Origin of the sequence: Gordonia sp. (in: high G+C Gram-positive bacteria), from assembly GCF_047606305.1 — a bacterium.
In the GTDB taxonomy this organism is placed as follows: domain Bacteria; phylum Actinomycetota; class Actinomycetes; order Mycobacteriales; family Mycobacteriaceae; genus Gordonia.
On sequence record NZ_JASGER010000068.1, the window covers coordinates 1 to 16657 of the forward strand.

A 16657-nucleotide genomic window follows, 5' to 3' on the forward strand; every position below is an offset into this window, starting at 1 on the left:
GGGTGCGCTGCGGCTCGGGGGCGCACCCCGGCCCCGCCCGCCGAGCCCGCCGCGGGGGAGCCGGACGGCGTCGTTTCCGGCGCCGCGTTCACCATGCCGACGGTCTCCGACCCGGCCGAGGCCGGCGCGCCGACCTATGCACCGCCGGCCCCGCCGGCACCGGACTATTCGGCACCGCCCGCGCCGACTCCGCCGTCGACCTACCGGCCGGCTGCGCCCGAGCCCACTCCGACCCCCGCAGCACCGGCGCCCCCGGCAGCGCCGACGCCGCAGCCGACGGCCGCCGGTCGCGTCGGCGACCTGCGCGACTATGTGACGTCGACCGGGTCCATCCCGCGAATCGAGACCACCGGATCGGTGCCCGTCGTCGTCGGTGAGCCGACACCGGCCGAGGCGGACGCGCCCGAGCCCCCGGGGATCCGCTGGGAGTCGTCGATCCCGCCGACGCCCGGTCTGGTGACCGACGAGTCCCGCGAGGCGATCGCCCACGTCAACGACCTGCCGCCCACGCCGCCGCGTCGTCGTCGTCCGCGCGGCGAGTCGCCCCGCGACCCGCTGAATCCGAATTGGCGTCCGCCGCAGGACTGACTAAACTGGGCAACGCGATGATCCGGCCATCACCGGGGAGCACTCGGAAGAACGGGACCGGCGGTCCCCAGTAGAACCGAGCGGGTCCGGGCCCGTCACAGCCCGATGAGCGAGTGGCCATCGTCCCCCGTCCCGGGTGGGCGATCGGCAAGCGGGGTGGTACCGCGACGACCGGCCGACCGAGCCGGCGCCGTCCCCGTGCAGTGACGAGCACGGAGGCACCCGCCATGGCGGCGCACGACGCGACGACCGACCAGTCCCGACCGTATCCCGTTGTCGACCTGACCGGCGGCACCCCGCGGGCGCCGCGGTTCCCCGACATCGAGCAGTCCGTGCTCGACTACTGGGACGCCGACGACACCTTCGCCGCCTCCATCGCCAATCGCGCCGACGCACCCGAGTTCGTCTTCTACGACGGTCCGCCCTTCGCCAACGGCCTGCCGCATTACGGCCACCTGCTCACCGGCTACGTCAAGGACGTCGTGCCGCGCTTCCAGACGATGCTGGGCAAGCGGGTCGAGCGCCGTTTCGGCTGGGACACCCACGGCCTGCCCGCGGAGTTGGAGGCCGAGCGGCAGCTCGGCATCACCGACAAGTCCCAGATCGAGAAGATGGGCGTCGACAAGTTCAACGAGTACTGCCGCGACTCGGTGCTGCGGTACACCGGCGAGTGGCGCACCTACGTGCACCGGCAGGCGCGGTGGGTCGACTTCGACAACGACTACAAGACGCTCGACCTCGACTTCATGGAGTCGGTCATGTGGGCGTTCAAGGAGCTCTACGACAAGGGCCTGGTCTATCAGGGCTACCGGGTGCTGCCGTACTCCTGGTACGAGCAGACCCCGCTGAGCAACCAGGAGTCCAAGCTCGACGACGCCTACAAGATGCGCCAGGACCCCGCGCTCACCGTGACGATGCCGCTCTCCGCCACCGGCGACCTCGCCGCGTTGAACGGCGTGAACGCCCTCATCTGGACGACGACGCCGTGGACGCTGCCGTCGAACCTGGCGATCGCCGTGCACCCGGATGTCGAGTACAGCCACGTGCGCGCCGAGAACGGCGAGGAGTACCTCCTGGCCACGCCGCTGCTCGGCGGCTACGGCGCCGAGCTGGGGGAGACCGAGACGCTCGGCACCTACCGCGGTGAGAAGCTCGCGGGGCTGTCGTACACGCCGCCGTTCGACTTCTTCACCGACGCCGGGAGCGAGGCGAGCGGGTCGAATGGCCACGGTTCATCCCGACGCTTTCGCGTGCTGCTGGCCGACTACGTCACCACCGACTCGGGCACCGGCATCGTCCACCTCGCGCCGGCCTTCGGCGAGGAGGACATGGACGTCGCGACGGCCAACGGCATCGAGGTCGTGCGCCCGCTCGACGAGGGGGCCCGGTTCACCGCCGAGGTGCCGCCCTACGAGGGGCAGATGGTCTTCGACGCGAATCCGGCGATCATCAAGGACCTCAAGGCGGCCGGCCGGGTGCTGCGGCACGAGACGATCGAGCACTCCTACCCGCACTCCTGGCGCTCGGGTCAGCCGCTGATCTACATGGCGGTCCCCAGCTGGTTCGTCGCGGTGACCAAGATCCGCGACCGGATGGTCGAGCTGAACCAGGAGATCAACTGGACTCCCGCGCACATCCGCGACGGCCAATTCGGCAAATGGCTCGAGGGTGCCCGCGACTGGAACATCAGCCGCAACCGTTACTGGGGCGCGCCCATCCCGGTGTGGGTGTCTGACGACCCGGAGCACCCGCGCGTCGACGTCTACGGCTCGCTGGACGAGCTGGAGCGCGATTTCGGGGTGCGCCCGGACAACCTGCACCGGCCGCACATCGACGAGCTCACGCGGCCGAACCCGGACGACCCGACCGGCAAGTCCACGATGCGCCGCGTCCCCGAGGTGCTCGACTGCTGGTTCGAGTCCGGCTCGATGCCGTACGCCCAGGTGCACTACCCGTTCGAGAACCGGGACTGGTTCGACGGCGACCCGACCACTGGTGAAATCGCGCACAACCCGGGCGATTTCATCGTCGAGTACAACGGGCAGACCCGCGGCTGGTTCTACAACCTGCACGTGCTGGCCACCGCGCTCTTCGACCGGCCCGCCTTCCGCAACGTCTCCGCGCACGGCATCGTGCTGGGCAACGACGGCCAGAAGATGAGCAAGTCCAAGCGCAACTACCCCGACGTCAACGAGGTCTTCGACCGCGACGGCTCGGACGCGATGCGCTGGTTCCTGATGGCCAGCCCGATCCTGCGCGGCGGCAACCTCGTCGTCACCGAGCAGGGCATCCGGGAGGGGGTGCGCCAGGCGCTGCTGCCGCTGTGGAACGCCTACAGCTTCCTGCAGCTCTACGCCGAGCGGTCCGCCACGTGGCGCACCGACTCCGACAACGTGTTGGACCGCTACATCCTGGCGAAGCTGGCGCAGACCCGTGACGAGATCACCGAGGCGCTGGCGACCTATGACATCTCCGGGGCGTGCGATTCCTTCCGCGAGTTCTGCGAATCGCTGACCAACTGGTACGTCCGTCGGTCGCGGGCGCGGTTCTGGGCGGGCCAGGACGAGGACCCGGCCGCGTTCGACACGCTCTACACGGTGCTGGAGGTCGCGAGCCGGCTCGCCGCGCCGCTGTTGCCGTTGGCCACCGAGGCGATCTGGCGGGGCCTGACCGGCGAGCGGTCGGTCCACCTGACCGACTGGCCGAGCGCCGACGAGCTGCCGCGTGACACCGACCTGGTGGCCGCGATGGACGACGTGCGGGCGGTGTGCTCGGTGACCTCGAGCGTGCGCAAGGCGAACAAGCTGCGCGTGCGCCTGCCGCTGCCGCAGCTGACGATCGCCGCCCCGACCGCCGAGCGGCTGGCGCCGTACACCGACCTGATCGCCGACGAGATGAACGTGAAATCGGTTGTCCTGCACGACGATCCGGCGCAATTCGGCCGCAGCGAGGTCGTCGTCAACGCGCGCGCCGCCGGCCCCCGGCTGGGCAAGGACGTCCAGCGGGTGATCAAGGCGGTCAAGTCGGGTGACTGGGAGGTCGTGCCCGGCGCGGACGGCACCGACGTCGTCGTCGCCGACGGCATCGAGCTGCAGGACGGCGAGTACACGCGCAAGCTGGTCGCCACCGCGCCGGACTCGACCGCCGAGCTCCCCGGCGGCACCGGCCTGGTGGTCCTGGACACGACGGTCACCCCGGAGTTGGAGGCCGAGGGCTGGGCCAAGGACCGCGTCCGCGAGCTGCAGGAGGCCCGCCGCGAGCTGGACCTGGACATCTCCGACCGGATCGTGGTGCGCCTAGTCGTGCCCGCCGATCGGGTGGACACCGCTCGCGAGCACGCCGCGCTGATCGCCGACGAGGTGCTCGCCGTCGAGTTCGAGGTGGACCGCGACGGCGGCGGCGGGGCCATCGAATTGGGCGACGGCGTGACCGCGGACATCCGCAAGGCCTAGCCGCCGGTGGGCGACCGCGCGACCGCCGACGGCGGATCGGAGACCAGCGCCCGGTGGGTGCTGCACCTGGACATGGATGCGTTCTTCGCGTCGGTGGAGCAGCTCACCCGTCCGACGCTGCGCGGTCGGCCGGTCCTCGTCGGTGGACGGGGAGGTCGAGGGGTGGTCGCCGGTGCCAGTTACGAGGCCCGCGCGTACGGCGCGCGCTCGGCGATGCCCATGCACCAGGCGCGCCGGCTCATCGGGGCCACCGCGGTCGTCGTGCCGCCGCGCGGTGCGGTGTACCGCGTCGCCAGCGGGCGGGTCTTCGACACCGTGCGCGAGGCGATCCCGGTGATCGAGATGCTCTCCTTCGACGAGGCCTTCGGCGAGCCGGTCGAGCTGGTCGGTGCGGGTGTCGCGGATGCCGTGGCCTTCGCCGAGGACCTGCGCGCGAGGATCCGGGAGAGCACCGGTCTCACGGCCTCGGTCGGGCTGGGCAGCGGGAAGCAGATCGCCAAGATCGCCTCGGGCGGCGCCAAACCCGACGGGGTGCTGGCCATCGAGCCGTCGCGGGAGCTGAAGTACCTGCACGGACTGCCGGTGCGCAAGCTGTGGGGGATCGGCCCGGTCTCCGGTGACAAGCTCGCCCGCCTCGGCATCGAGACGATCGGGGACTTCGCGGCACTCGCACCGAGTGAGGCCGCGTCCGTGCTGGGGTCGAAGGTCGGGCTCGCGCTGCACGCGCTCGCCCGCGGCGTCGACGACCGTCCCGTTCACGAGCGCGCCGAGGCCAAACAGATCAGCTCGGAGACGACCCTGGCGGTCGACCTCGTCGCGCTGGACGCGCTGCGCGCCGAGATCTCCCGGGCCGCCGCCGATGCGCATCGGCGACTGGTGGCCGATGGGCGGATGGCGCGGACGGTGGTGCTCAAACTCAAGCGGTCCGACATGTCGGTGTTGACTCGATCGGTCACCCTGGCGGTCGGGACCACCGACCTCGAGGACCTGACCTCGGCGGCCCAGCGCCTCGCCCTCGACCCCCTGGAGATCGGTCCGATCCGACTCGTCGGGGTCGGCTACTCGGGCCTGACCGTGGCCGAGCAGTTCACCCTCTTCGACAGCCCGGACGGGGCTGCGCCGACCACCCCCGACCCGGCCGAAGAGGATTTCGACAGTGCCTTCGACGGCGCTGGGGTACTCGTGCGCGCCGGTGACGCCGACGAACCGCCGACCGGGTCGGACGAGACCACCGGGCCCGAGCAGACCGAGCCGTTCGCGACCGGCTCCGACGTCCACCACGACGAGTACGGGCACGGCTGGGTGCAGGGGACCGGCCACGGCGTCGTCACGGTGCGGTTCGAGACCCGCGTCACCGGTCCGGGGCCGGCGCGGACGTTCACCCTGCCCGACGAGCGCCTTCGTCCGGCGGACCCGCTCGACTCGCTCGCCTGGGAGGGGTGAGCCCGGCGCTCAGGCGGGACCGGAGCGGGTGAAGAAGTCGGTGATCTCGTCGCGGGTCGCACCCGCGGTGAGCAGCGCGATCAGCGCCATCCGGGCTTGCGGTGCGCGCAGCCACTCGGAGACGATCGCCCCGGCCGCGGCGAGGTCCACGGCACCGCCGCCACCGCCGTAGCGGGCCGTCACCCGGCCGTAGGGGACACGCGTGCTGACCACGACCGTCACCCCCTGTTGGACCGCGAGGGACACCTGCGCGGTGATGTCCGGGTGGGTGTTGCCCGACCCGGTGGCCGACAGCACGATGCCCGCGGCGTTCTGGGCGACCGCGGCCGCGATGGTGCCCGGGCTCACGCCGGGGTAGAGGGCGATGGTGTCGACGCGCGACGTGCGGCCCGACGGGACCGGCAGGTCGACCAGCGGACGCCCCATCCCCGGGTGCACCACGTCGTAGGCCGCCAGGGCCTCGGTGCTGGCCTTGAACAGCCCGCGCACCGGCTGGCGCCCCCCGCCGACGACGACCTGCACACCGCGCCCGGCGGAGTCCGGGTCGACGGCACAGGCGAGGGCGGCGGCGATGTTGGCCGGCCCGTCGGCCTCCGGGTCGTCGCTGGGCAGCTGGGCGCCGGTGAACACGACCGGTCGCCGATCGTGCGCATAGAGGTCGACGAGGAAGGCGGTCTCCTCCATGGTGTCGGTGCCGTGTGTCACAACGACGGCGTCGACCTCCGAGTCGGCCAGGGCGCCCACAACGGCCGTCGCGATGATGAATTGATCACTCGTGCGCAACGCCGAGGAATCCCTCGTCATGAGGTCGACGGTCGTGATCTCCGGGGGCTCGATGCCGCTGACCTGGTCAAACCGTCCTCGGACCAGGTCCACGAGATCGTCGGAGTGCAGCACCGGAACGGCACCGCCGACCGTCTGGTGGGCGGCGATCGTGCCGCCGGTGGTGATGAGCACCACCCGTTTGCGCCCCATTGGTCTAGCGTGTGGGAACCAACCGTCGTGGTCAAGCGTTGACGGCGTGTTGACTGTGCGATCGCCGAATACCCGGGTCGTGTGGACTAGCCTCGTTGCGGGCTTTGAGATAGTGGCGCACGCATGGGTGCCGTTACGCAGAAAAGGAATGGGAACTGTGAAACTTCCGAAGATTGTCGCCGGTGCAGTGATCGCCGGCATGGCGCTGTCCGTCGCCGCCTGTGGTGGCGGGGATTCGGACGCCCCGGAGTTGCCGCCGCTGAGCAGCTCGGTCGAGTCGTCGGCCCCGGCCCCCGCGGCCGCCGGCAACTACCACCTGACGGGCGTGACCGATCCGAAGCGCCCGCCGAAGATCGCCGTGCTCAACGAGATGCTCCAGATGGCGCTCGACCCGTCGGTGCCGAACTCGGAGAAGACCAAGCTGGTCGAGGGCTCCGAGCGCGACCCCGGCGTCTTCGACAAGCTGGTCCAGGCCCGCAAGGAGAACCCGGACGCCACCTACAAGATCTTCCCGCCGGTGATCCCGGCCGGGCCGCGCAAGGCCACGGTCAAGGTCCAGGTGAAGATCGGCGACAATCCGCCGGCCAAGGCCGAGGCGGGCATCGTCTTCGTCGGCGGCCGCTGGAAGCTGGCCCGCAGCACCGTGTGTCCGCTGGTCACCGGCAACAACGTCCGCACGGCGATGTGCCCGGCCCCGGCGACCCCGCACAAGCCGCGGCCGCGCCCGGTCCCGGCCGGCTGATCCCCGACCGCAGCACGACGAACCCGCTACCGGCTCCAGGAGAGCTGGTAGCGGGTTTGTTGCACCAGGGGCTTGGCGGCGTCGGCGCCCACCAACTCGCGGGCGCCGCGCACGTCCAGTGAGCCGTCGATCGGCAGGACGCGGCGCAGGTCGAGGCGGACGCTGCCGCGGCCCAGGGCGCTGTACCGCGCGATCTGCAGAGTCTTGGCAGTGCCCGGCACGGTGTAGTCCGACCCGGTGGGTGATTCGTCGACGGTGACGTCGATGTCGGCGACGTCCCCGGAACGCGATGTCAGGACGGCGGTGACGGTCTGGTGCAGCGTCGTCGCGCCGAGCACCGTGCGGGTCACCCGCCAGGTGGCCCCCGGACCGACCGGCTGGTCGGGCAGCGCGACGATGTTCTGCAGTGCGGTCGCCAACGTGTTCTCCACGACGGCGCGTGCGGTCGTCGACGCATCGCGGTTCGGCCACAGTCGCAGCGACACCGGGACGTGCCCGTCGCCCAGGGTCAGGCCGCCGCGCGAACCGGAATCCTTGCCGAGGTCGCCCGAGAGCGCGGCGTCGGTGGAGGACACCTCGTCGAGGCGCAGCGCGGCGTCCTTCTCGTCGGTGCAGTGCCGGCGCGCGGTCAGCGCGAGGGTCACCGATTGGTCCTCGCGCGAGGCGGCCTCGTCGTCGGTCTGCCCGGCCACGCGGGAGAGCACCGTGGTCGTGGCGGTGGCGCGCACCCGCTGCGGGGAGGTGCGGTCGGGGGCGGCGCGCAGCGGCGATTGCGGGGCGTCGCCGCCGGAGAGCAGTTCGACGGTCGCCTGGGCGAGCGGGATCGGTCGCGCCGTCGCGTCGGCGGTGCTGAGCGCGGTGGCACACGGCCCGTCGTCGCGCGGGCCGTCGCCACCGCAGGCCGCGAGAGACAGGGCGAGCACCCCGACGAGCGGCACCACGACGGCGCGGGAGGGGATCAGGGCGGGCACGGGCCCAGCGTACTGGGGGCGCGGCGGGCCCCGGCAGGGCGGATCGGACGGCGGCCCGGCGCCCAGTACGCTGGTCGACGTGCAGAAACGAAAGGTGACGACGCTGGCCGTCCTGGGGACCGCCGTCGCGGTCTGGGTGGTCGACGTCCTCACGAAGACGTGGGCGGTGTCGGCGCTGGAGGGGCGCGATCCGGTGCACCTCTTCCACACCGACTGGGCGCGGCTGCTCCTGCTGCGCAACAGCGGGGCGGCGTTCTCCATGGCCACCGGCTACACCTGGGTGCTGACCATCGTCGCGATCGTGGTGGTCGTCGTGATCGTGCGGCTGTCCGGCCGGTTGCGCTCGGCCTGGTGGATCCTGGGTCTGGGCCTGGTCCTCGGCGGTGCGCTGGGCAACCTCACCGACCGGGTGTTCCGCTCGCCCGGACCGCTGCACGGACACGTCGTCGACTTCATCGCGATCGGCTGGTGGCCCGTGTTCAACGTGGCCGACTCGGCGGTCGTTTGCGGTGCGGTGCTGCTCGTGTTGCTCACCGTCGCGGGCTATGACTACGACGGCGGGCGCAGCGGATGGGCCGCCCGGCGGGCGGGAATCGAGACGTCCGACGAGGCCGGCGACGCCCGTGCGTGAGTCGCGCACGCTGCCCGTGCCCGACGGGGTGGCGCAGATGAGGGTCGACGCGGGGGTGGCGCGGATCCTCGGGATCTCCCGGACCGTCGCCGCCGAGCTCGCCGCGGCCGGCGACATCACCGTCGACGGGGTGGCGGTCGGCAAGTCCGACAAGCTTCCCGCCGGGGCGATGCTCGACGTGCTGCTGCCGGCCCCCGCACAGGAACTCAGGGTCGAGCCGACGCCGGTCGAGGACCTGACCGTCGTGTACCACGACTCGGACATCATCGTGGTCGACAAGCCGGTCGGCGTCGCCGCGCACCCGTCCCAGGGCTGGACCGGCCCGACGGTGGTCGGCGCGCTCGACGCCGCCGGATTCCGGATATCCACCTCCGGCGCCGCCGAGCGCCAGGGTGTGGTCCAACGGCTCGACGTCGGGACGTCGGGGCTGATGGTCGTCGCCGTCTCCGAGCACGCCTACACCGTCCTCAAGCGCGCCTTCCGGGATCGAACCGTCGAGAAGCGCTACCACGCGCTGGTGCAGGGCCACCTCGATCCGCCGTCGGGCACGATCGACGCGCCGATCGGGCGGCACCCCGGCAGCGACTGGCGGTTCGCGGTGACCGCGCACGGCAAGCCGTCGGTCACCCACTACGACACGGTGGAGATGTTCGCCGCCGCCTCGCTGTTGGACGTGCACCTGGAGACGGGGCGCACCCATCAGATCCGCGTGCACTTCTCCGCGCTGCACCATCCCTGCTGCGGTGATCCGACCTACGGAGCCGACCCGGTGCTCGCCACCAGGCTCGGCCTGGACCGCCAGTGGTTGCACGCGCGGGAGTTGGCCTTCGCCCATCCCGCCGACGGCCGCGAGGTGCGCTTCGTCAGTGACTACCCGGACGATCTGCAGCACGCGCTGGACGTGTTGCGGGAGGGCTGACGACGGTCGTCGGCGGTGCTCGCCGCTGTCACTCCAGCCTCATGAATCACGCCTTGGCGTGGCGCCCGACCGGTGTCGGACCGGGGTCCTAAAGTGGACGCCGTGACCGACTCCTCCTCCTTCGTCCACCTGCACAACCACACCGAGTATTCGATGCTCGACGGTGCGGCGAAGGTCGGTCCGCTGTTTGCCGAGGCGCAGCGACTCGGGATGAGTGCGCTCGGCATGACCGACCACGGAAACATGTTCGGGGCCAGCGAGTTCTACAACGTCGCGGTCAAGCACGACATCAAGCCGATCATCGGCATCGAGGCCTACATCGCGCCCGAGTCGCGGTTCAGCACCAAGCGCGTGCAGTGGGGCACGCGCGACCAGCGCTCGGACGACGTGGCCGGCAGTGGTTCGTACACGCACATGACGATGGTCGCCGAGAACGTCACCGGCCTGCGCAACCTGTTCAAGCTGTCGTCGCTCGCCTCGATCGAGGGCCAGCTCGGCAAGTGGGCGCGCATGGATGCCGAGCTGATCGCCGAGTACTCGTCGGGGATCATCGCGACCACCGGCTGCCCGTCTGGCGAGGTCCAGACGCGGCTGCGCCTGGGGCAGGAGCGCGAGGCGCTGGAGGCGGCCGCCAAGTGGCGCGACATCTTCGGACCGGACAACTTCTACCTCGAGGTGATGGAGCACGGCATCGAGATCGAGAGCCGGGTGCGCGACGGCCTGCTCGCGATCGGCCGCCAGCTGGGTATCAAGCCGCTGGCCACCAACGACTGCCACTACGTCACCCAGACCGACGCCGGCGCCCACGAGGCGCTGCTGTGCGTGCAGACCGGCAAGACGCTCTCCGACCCGACCCGTTTCAAGTTCGACGGCGACGGCTACTACCTCAAGTCCGCCAAGGACATGCGCGACCTGTGGGACGCGCAGGTGCCCGGCGCCTGCGACTCGACGCTGGAGATCGCCGAGCGCGTCGGCTCGTACGAGGACGTGTTCACCCACCGCGACCGCATGCCGGTGTTCCCGGTGCCGGAGGGGGAGAGCGAGGCGACCTTCCTGCGCAAGGAGGTCCTGAGCGGCCTGCGCGAGCGGCGGTTCCCCGACGGCGACGTGCCGCAGGAATACCTCGAGCGCGCCAACCACGAGCTCGACGTCATCATCCAGATGGGCTTCCCGGCCTACTTCCTGGTGGTCGGCGACCTCATCGCCCACGCCCACGAGGTGGGCATCCGCGTCGGCCCCGGCCGTGGTTCGGCGGCCGGTTCGATCGTCGCCTGGGCGCTGGGCATCACCAACATCGACCCGTTGCCGTACGGGTTGCTGTTCGAGCGTTTCCTCAACCCCGAGCGCGTGTCGATGCCCGACATCGACATCGACTTCGATGATCGCCGCCGCGGGGAGATGGTGCGCTACGCCACCGAGAAGTGGGGCGAGGACAAGGTCGCCCAGGTCATCACCTTCGGCACCATCAAGACCAAGGCCGCGCTCAAGGACTCCGCGCGCGTCCAATTCGGCCAGCCCGGCTACAACATCGCCGATCGGATCACCAAGGCGCTGCCGCCGCCGATCATGGCCAAGGACATTTCCGTCGCCGGCATCACGGACCCGGAGAACGAGCGGTACGGCGAGGCGTCCGAGGTGCGCGCCCTCATCGACTCCGACCCCGACGTCAAGAAGATCTACGACACCGCCCTGGGCCTGGAGGGCCTGATCCGCAACGCGGGCGTCCACGCGTGTGCGGTCATCATGTCCAAGGACCCGCTGACCGACGCCATCCCGGTGTGGAAGCGCGCCCAGGACGGCGCCATCATCACCGGTTGGGACTACCCGTCCTGCGAGGCCATCGGCCTGCTGAAGATGGACTTCCTGGGCCTGCGCAACCTCACCGTCATCAACGACGCGCTGGAGAACATCAAGCTCAACCGCGGCATGGACCTGAACATGGACGCGTTGCCGCTGGACGACCCGGCGACCTACGACCTGCTCGCGCGGGGCCAGACATTGGGCGTGTTCCAGCTCGACGGCGGGCCGATGCGCGACCTGCTGCGCCGAATGCAGCCGACCGCGTTCGAGGACATCATCGCCGTCGGCGCGCTCTACCGCCCCGGCCCGATGGGCATGAACGCGCACAACGACTACGCCGACCGCAAGAACGGCCGCCAGGAGATCAAGCCGATCCACCCCGAGCTGGAGGAGCCGCTGCGGGAGATCCTGGCCGAGACCTTCGGCCTGATCGTCTACCAAGAGCAGATCATGCAGATCGCCCAGAAGGTCGCCGGCTACTCGATGGGGCAGGCCGACAACCTGCGCCGCGCCATGGGTAAGAAGAAGAAGGAAGTCCTCGACGAGGCCTACGACGGCTTCGCCAAGGGGATGGAGGAGAACGGCTTCTCCAAGGGCGCGATCAAGGCGCTGTGGGACACGGTCCTGCCCTTCGCCGGCTACGCCTTCAACAAGTCGCACGCGGCGGCCTACGGCCTGGTCTCGTACTGGACGGCCTACCTGAAGGCGAACTATCCGGCCGAGTACATGGCCGGTCTGCTCACGTCCGTCGGCGACGACAAGGACAAGTCGGCGATCTACCTGGCCGACTGCCGCAAGATGGGCATCACCGTCCTGCCACCGGACGTCAACGAGTCGCAACCGAACTTCGCGGCCGTGGGCACCGACATCCGCTTCGGCCTGGCCGCGATCCGCAACGTCGGCGCCGGCGTCGTCGACTCGATCATCGCCTCGCGCACCGAGAAGGGGAAGTTCACCAGCTTCTCGGACTACCTGGCGAAGATCGACGTGGGGGCCTGCAACAAGAAGGTCACCGAGTCGCTGGTCAAGGCCGGTGCCTTCGACTCGCTCGACCACCCGCGCAAGGGCCTGTTCCTGGTGCACGCCGATGCCGTCGACTCGGTGCTGGGCACGAAGAAGGCCGAGGCGATGGGGCAGTTCGACCTCTTCGGCGACATGGGCGGCGGCGAGTCGGTGGCCGAGGTGTTCGCGGTGAAGGTTCCCGACGAGGAGTGGGAGACCAAGCACAAGCTGGCGCTCGAGCGCGAGATGCTCGGGCTCTACGTCTCCGGGCACCCGCTGGCCGGGCTCGAACATGCCATCGCCGCCGAGACCGACACCTCGATCACCAGCATCCTCGAGGGCGAGGTGGCGCCGGGCTCGCAGATCACCATCGGCGGCATCATCTCCAGCGTCAACCGCCGCGTCACCAAGAAGGGCGAGTCCTTCGCCGCGGTGACGATCGAGGACCTCGTCGGTGGGGTGGAGGTCTACTTCTTCCCGCGCGCCTACGCCGCCTACGGCATGGACATCGCCCAGGACAACATCGTGCTGGTGCGCGCGAGCGTGACCCAGCGCGACGACGGGCTGATGATCGCGGCCAACGACCTCGCCGTGCCCGACCTGCAGGCCGCCGGCGGGAGCCGGCCGGTGGCGCTGACCCTCAGCGCGCGCATGTGCACGCCCGACCGTGTCAGCGACTTGAAACAGGTCCTGCGCCGCCATCCGGGGCCGTCCGACGTCCACGTGACCCTCGTCAGCGAGCAGCGCTCGACCGTGCTGCGGCTGACGGAGGGGTTGCGCGTGACGCCGTCGTCGGCGCTCATGGGCGACCTGAAGGCACTGCTGGGCCCGTCCTGCCTGGGCGCGTGAGACGATTGGCGTCGTGACCGACGCACCGACGACCCGCCCCGACACCCCGCCGCAGCCCGTCCTGCCGACCGTCGCGGACATCGCCGCGGCGGCCGACCGGCTGGCCGACGTCGCGATCGTGTCGCCGCTGGAGTACTGCTCGCGGTTGTCGGTCCGCCACGGCGTTTCGGTGTACCTCAAGCGCGAGGACCTGCAGCCGGTGCGGTCGTACAAGATCCGCGGCGCGTACAACGTGATGGCCCAGCTCGAGGCGGCCGACCTCGAGCGCGGCGTGGTGGCGGCCAGCGCCGGAAACCATGCGCAGGGCGTCGCCTTCGCCTGTCGCACCATGGGGGTGCGGGGCCGCATCTACGTCCCCACGACCACGCCGAAGCAGAAGTGCGACCGGATCGTCTGGCACGGCGGCGACTTTGTCGAACTGGTCAAGGTCGGCGACACCTACGACGCGGCGCAGGCCGCCGCGCTGGCGGAGGCGGCCGAGTCCGGCGCGGCGTGGATCCACCCGTTCGACGACCCGCGCACCGCGGCCGGTCAGGGCACCATCGGTCGGGAGATCGTCGACCAATTGGGCGGCGCCCCCGACCTGACACTCGTCCCGGTCGGCGGCGGCGGCTGTATCACCGGCGTCCTGACGTATCTGCGCGCCACCGATCCGGACACCCGGATCCTGGGCGTCGAGCCGGCCGGTGCGCCGTCGCTGGCCGCCGCGCTGCTCGCCGGCCGGCCGGTGACCCTCGACCACATCGATTCCTTCGTCGACGGCGCCGCGGTGCGCCGGATCGGCGCGCTGGGCCACGCCGCGGTCGCGGGGCAATCGCCGTCGGTGGTCCGCCGCCCCGGCGGGGCGGTTGAAGCCTCGTCGGACCCGCGGGTCAGGACGGTCGCACCGGGCGCGCCGCTGGCCGCCGGGGAGCTGCGCGTCACCCAGGTCGACGAGGGCGCCATCTGCTCGACGATGCTGGAGCTCTACCAGAACGAGGGCCTCATCGCCGAGCCGGCGGGCGCCCTGGCGGCGACCGCGCTGGACGAGATCGACTTCGCGGCCTCGGGCCTGGGCCCCGACTCATCGGTGGTCGTGCTGGTCTCGGGCGGCAACAACGACGTGTCCCGCTACGGCGAGGTCATCGAGCGCTCGCTGGTCCACCGCGGCATCAAGCATTACTTCCTCGTCGACTTCCCGCAGGAGCCGGGGGCGCTGCGACGCTTCCTCGACGAGGTACTCGGCCCCGACGACGACATCACCCTGTTCGAGTACGTCAAGCGCAACAACCGGGAGACCGGGGCGGCGCTGGTGGGCGTCGAACTCGGCTCGCCGGAGGGCCTCGGGCCGCTCGTCGAGCGGATGGAGCAGTCGCGATTGCACTGTCAGCGACTCGATCCCGACTCGCCGGAGTACCGCTATCTGACCTGAGTACACCCGGACATGTGACCCAAATCGCAATGATGGTCGACGGGCACGGTATATTACTCACGAGTCGGCTCCGCCCAGGCATGTCTGGAGGAGCCTCACGCGGCGCCCTGGGGGGTGTCGGAACCGAGCACTAGTGAAGGCAGGGGAGTGGTCACAAGTACTCCGGATACCGAGACACCGGTGAAGCCCGCGCCGCGGGCCTCAGCGGTGCGGAAGTGGTGGGACGGTCACATCGTCGCCTCTTTCGACACCTTTGGGCGACAGCTCGGCATGTTTGTCGAGGTGTTCCGCACGCTGTTCACCGATATCGCCAAGCGGCAGTTCCCGTTCGGCGAGTTCATCAAGCAGTGTGCCTTCATGACGAGCACCTCGGTGTTCCCGACGCTGTTGGTCGCCATCCCGATCGGCGTCATCGTGTCGATTCAGGTTTCCAACATCGCCGGACAGATCGGTGCGAACGCGTTCGCCGGCGCGGCCACCGGCCTCGGCGTCATCCGCCAGGGTGCGCCGCTGGTCACCGCGCTCATCATGGCCGGCGCCATCGGTTCGGCCATCGCCGCCGATCTCGGTTCCCGCACCATCCGCGAGGAGATCGACGCGATGAAGGTGATGGGCGTCAACCCCATCCAGCGCCTGATCTCGCCGCGCCTGCTGGCGACGATGGTCGTCAGCTTCCTCCTCTGCGGCTTCGTCTGCTTCGTCGGCTTCATCACCGGCTACGTCTTCAACGTCTACATGCAGGGCGGCACGCCCGGCTCCTACACGGGCTCCTTCGCGTCCTTCGCCGGACCGGCCGACCTGTGGTTCGCGCTGATCAAGGCCGTCATCTTCGGTGCGATCGTGGCCATCGTCGCCTGTGATCGCGGCCTGACGACCCGCGGCGGTCCGGCGGGCGTCGCCGACTCGGTGAACGCCGCGGTGGTCAACTCGGTCATCCTCCTGTTCACCATCAACGTCGCCCTCACGCAGGTGTTCGCGTTGATCGTCCCGGCGAAGGTGGTGTGACGTGACCGCTTCCCGGTATACCCCGCCGGTCCTCCGGCCGGTCGAGATCGCGAAGGGCGCCTATCGCGGTCCGCGCGACGCGCTCGCGCGCATGGGCCACCAGCTGACCTTCCTGTTGAAGTCGCTCGGCGCGGTGCCGCTGACCTTCAAGCACTACTCCAAAGAGGTCTGGCGGTTGCTCGCCGACATCGCCTGGGGCAACGGTGCGATCGTGGTCGGCGGCGGCACCGTCGGAGTGATGCTGATCCTGGGCATCATGGGCGGTGCGACCGTCGGCATCGAGGGCTACACGGCCCTGCACCTGCTGGGCATGGACCCGGTGGTCGGTGCCATCTCGTCGTTCGCGACCACCCGTGAGATCGCGCCCCTGCTGGCGGCGACCGCGTTCACGGCCCAGGCGGGCTGTCGGTTCACCGCCCAGCTGGGTTCGATGCGCATCAGCGAGGAGATCGACGCGCTCGAGGCCATCGCCATCCGGCCGATGCCGTACCTGGTCACCACGCGCATGATGGCGGCGGTCCTGTCGATCATCCCGCTGTACGCGGTCGCGCTGGCGGCCAACTACCTCGCCGCACAGCTGATGTTCCAGCTGCAGAGCGGGCAGGGCGACGGCACCTACCTGTACTACTTCCAGCAGTTCCTGCTGTCCGGCGACATGGTGAAGTCCTTCATCAAGGTCGTCGTGTTCGTCCTCCTCACGACCTTCATCCAGTGCTACTACGGCTACTTCGCCAGCGGCGGCCCCGAGGGCGTCGGCGTGGCCGCCGGCCACGCGATCCGCTTGGCGATCATCGTGATCGTGTTCGCGAACCTGGTGATGACCCTGGTCTTCTGGGGCACGTCGGCCGGAATCAGGATTTCGGGGTAAC

Annotated in this window: 11 protein-coding genes and 1 pseudogene; 10 read left to right on the forward strand and 2 right to left on the reverse strand. The window is 70.3% G+C overall.

The window, feature by feature from the left end; translation table 11 throughout:
* The 3 genes and pseudogenes from QM634_RS10730 to QM634_RS10740 form a co-directional block, all read left to right on the forward strand.
* A pseudogene (locus QM634_RS10730) lies at window positions 1-588 on the forward strand (hypothetical protein); the annotation flags it as partial.
* A 227-nt stretch (window positions 589-815) separates the two neighbouring features.
* A complete protein-coding gene (gene ileS / locus QM634_RS10735) occupies window positions 816-4040 on the forward strand; it encodes an isoleucine--tRNA ligase (RefSeq protein WP_415042774.1) in 3225 nt (1074 codons plus the stop codon).
* Window positions 4041-4112: 72 nt separating this feature from the next.
* On the forward strand, window positions 4113-5483 hold the full coding sequence (locus tag QM634_RS10740) for a DNA polymerase IV (protein ID WP_415042794.1): 1371 nt from the start codon (window positions 4113-4115) through the stop codon (window positions 5481-5483).
* Between the two features lie 9 nt (window positions 5484-5492).
* Here the strand turns inward: QM634_RS10740 and QM634_RS10745 are convergent, their stop codons facing one another.
* Window positions 5493-6458: an asparaginase domain-containing protein gene (locus tag QM634_RS10745; RefSeq protein WP_415042775.1), complete on the reverse strand. Its 966-nt coding sequence runs from the start codon at window positions 6456-6458 to the stop codon at window positions 5493-5495.
* A 148-nt stretch (window positions 6459-6606) separates the two neighbouring features.
* Between QM634_RS10745 and QM634_RS10750 the strand changes: the two genes are divergently transcribed.
* A complete protein-coding gene (locus QM634_RS10750; RefSeq protein WP_415042776.1) occupies window positions 6607-7200 on the forward strand; it encodes a hypothetical protein in 594 nt (197 codons plus the stop codon).
* Window positions 7201-7226: 26 nt separating this feature from the next.
* On the opposite strand, the gene QM634_RS10755 is transcribed toward QM634_RS10750, so the two are convergent.
* Entirely contained in the window at window positions 7227-8171 is a 945-nt protein-coding gene (locus QM634_RS10755; protein ID WP_415042777.1) for a hypothetical protein, read from the reverse strand.
* Window positions 8172-8250: 79 nt separating this feature from the next.
* Here QM634_RS10755 and lspA point away from each other — a divergent pair, with 79 nt between their 5' ends.
* The 6 genes from lspA (at window position 8251) to QM634_RS10785 (ending at window position 16656) form a co-directional block, all read left to right on the forward strand.
* On the forward strand, window positions 8251-8802 hold the full coding sequence (lspA, locus tag QM634_RS10760; RefSeq protein WP_415042778.1) for a signal peptidase II: 552 nt from the start codon (window positions 8251-8253) through the stop codon (window positions 8800-8802).
* Window positions 8795-9721 (forward strand): RluA family pseudouridine synthase, encoded by a 927-nt coding sequence (locus tag QM634_RS10765; RefSeq protein WP_415042779.1) that lies wholly within the window; start codon window positions 8795-8797, stop codon window positions 9719-9721. Before lspA ends, QM634_RS10765 begins: the two co-directional genes overlap by 8 nt.
* Window positions 9722-9823: 102 nt before the next feature.
* Window positions 9824-13372, forward strand: coding sequence for a DNA polymerase III subunit alpha (gene dnaE, locus QM634_RS10770; RefSeq protein ID WP_415042780.1), 3549 nt, complete (start codon window positions 9824-9826; stop codon window positions 13370-13372).
* Between the two features lie 13 nt (window positions 13373-13385).
* Window positions 13386-14783: a threonine ammonia-lyase IlvA gene (ilvA, locus tag QM634_RS10775; protein ID WP_415042781.1), complete on the forward strand. Its 1398-nt coding sequence runs from the start codon at window positions 13386-13388 to the stop codon at window positions 14781-14783.
* A 180-nt stretch (window positions 14784-14963) separates the two neighbouring features.
* Window positions 14964-15788 carry an MlaE family ABC transporter permease gene (locus QM634_RS10780; RefSeq protein ID WP_415042782.1) on the forward strand — a complete coding sequence of 275 codons (825 nt, stop codon included), beginning with the start codon at window positions 14964-14966 and terminating at the stop codon, window positions 15786-15788.
* Between the two features lies 1 nt (window position 15789).
* Window positions 15790-16656 (forward strand): MlaE family ABC transporter permease, encoded by an 867-nt coding sequence (locus QM634_RS10785; protein ID WP_415042783.1) that lies wholly within the window; start codon window positions 15790-15792, stop codon window positions 16654-16656.
* Window position 16657 lies beyond the last annotated feature (1 nt).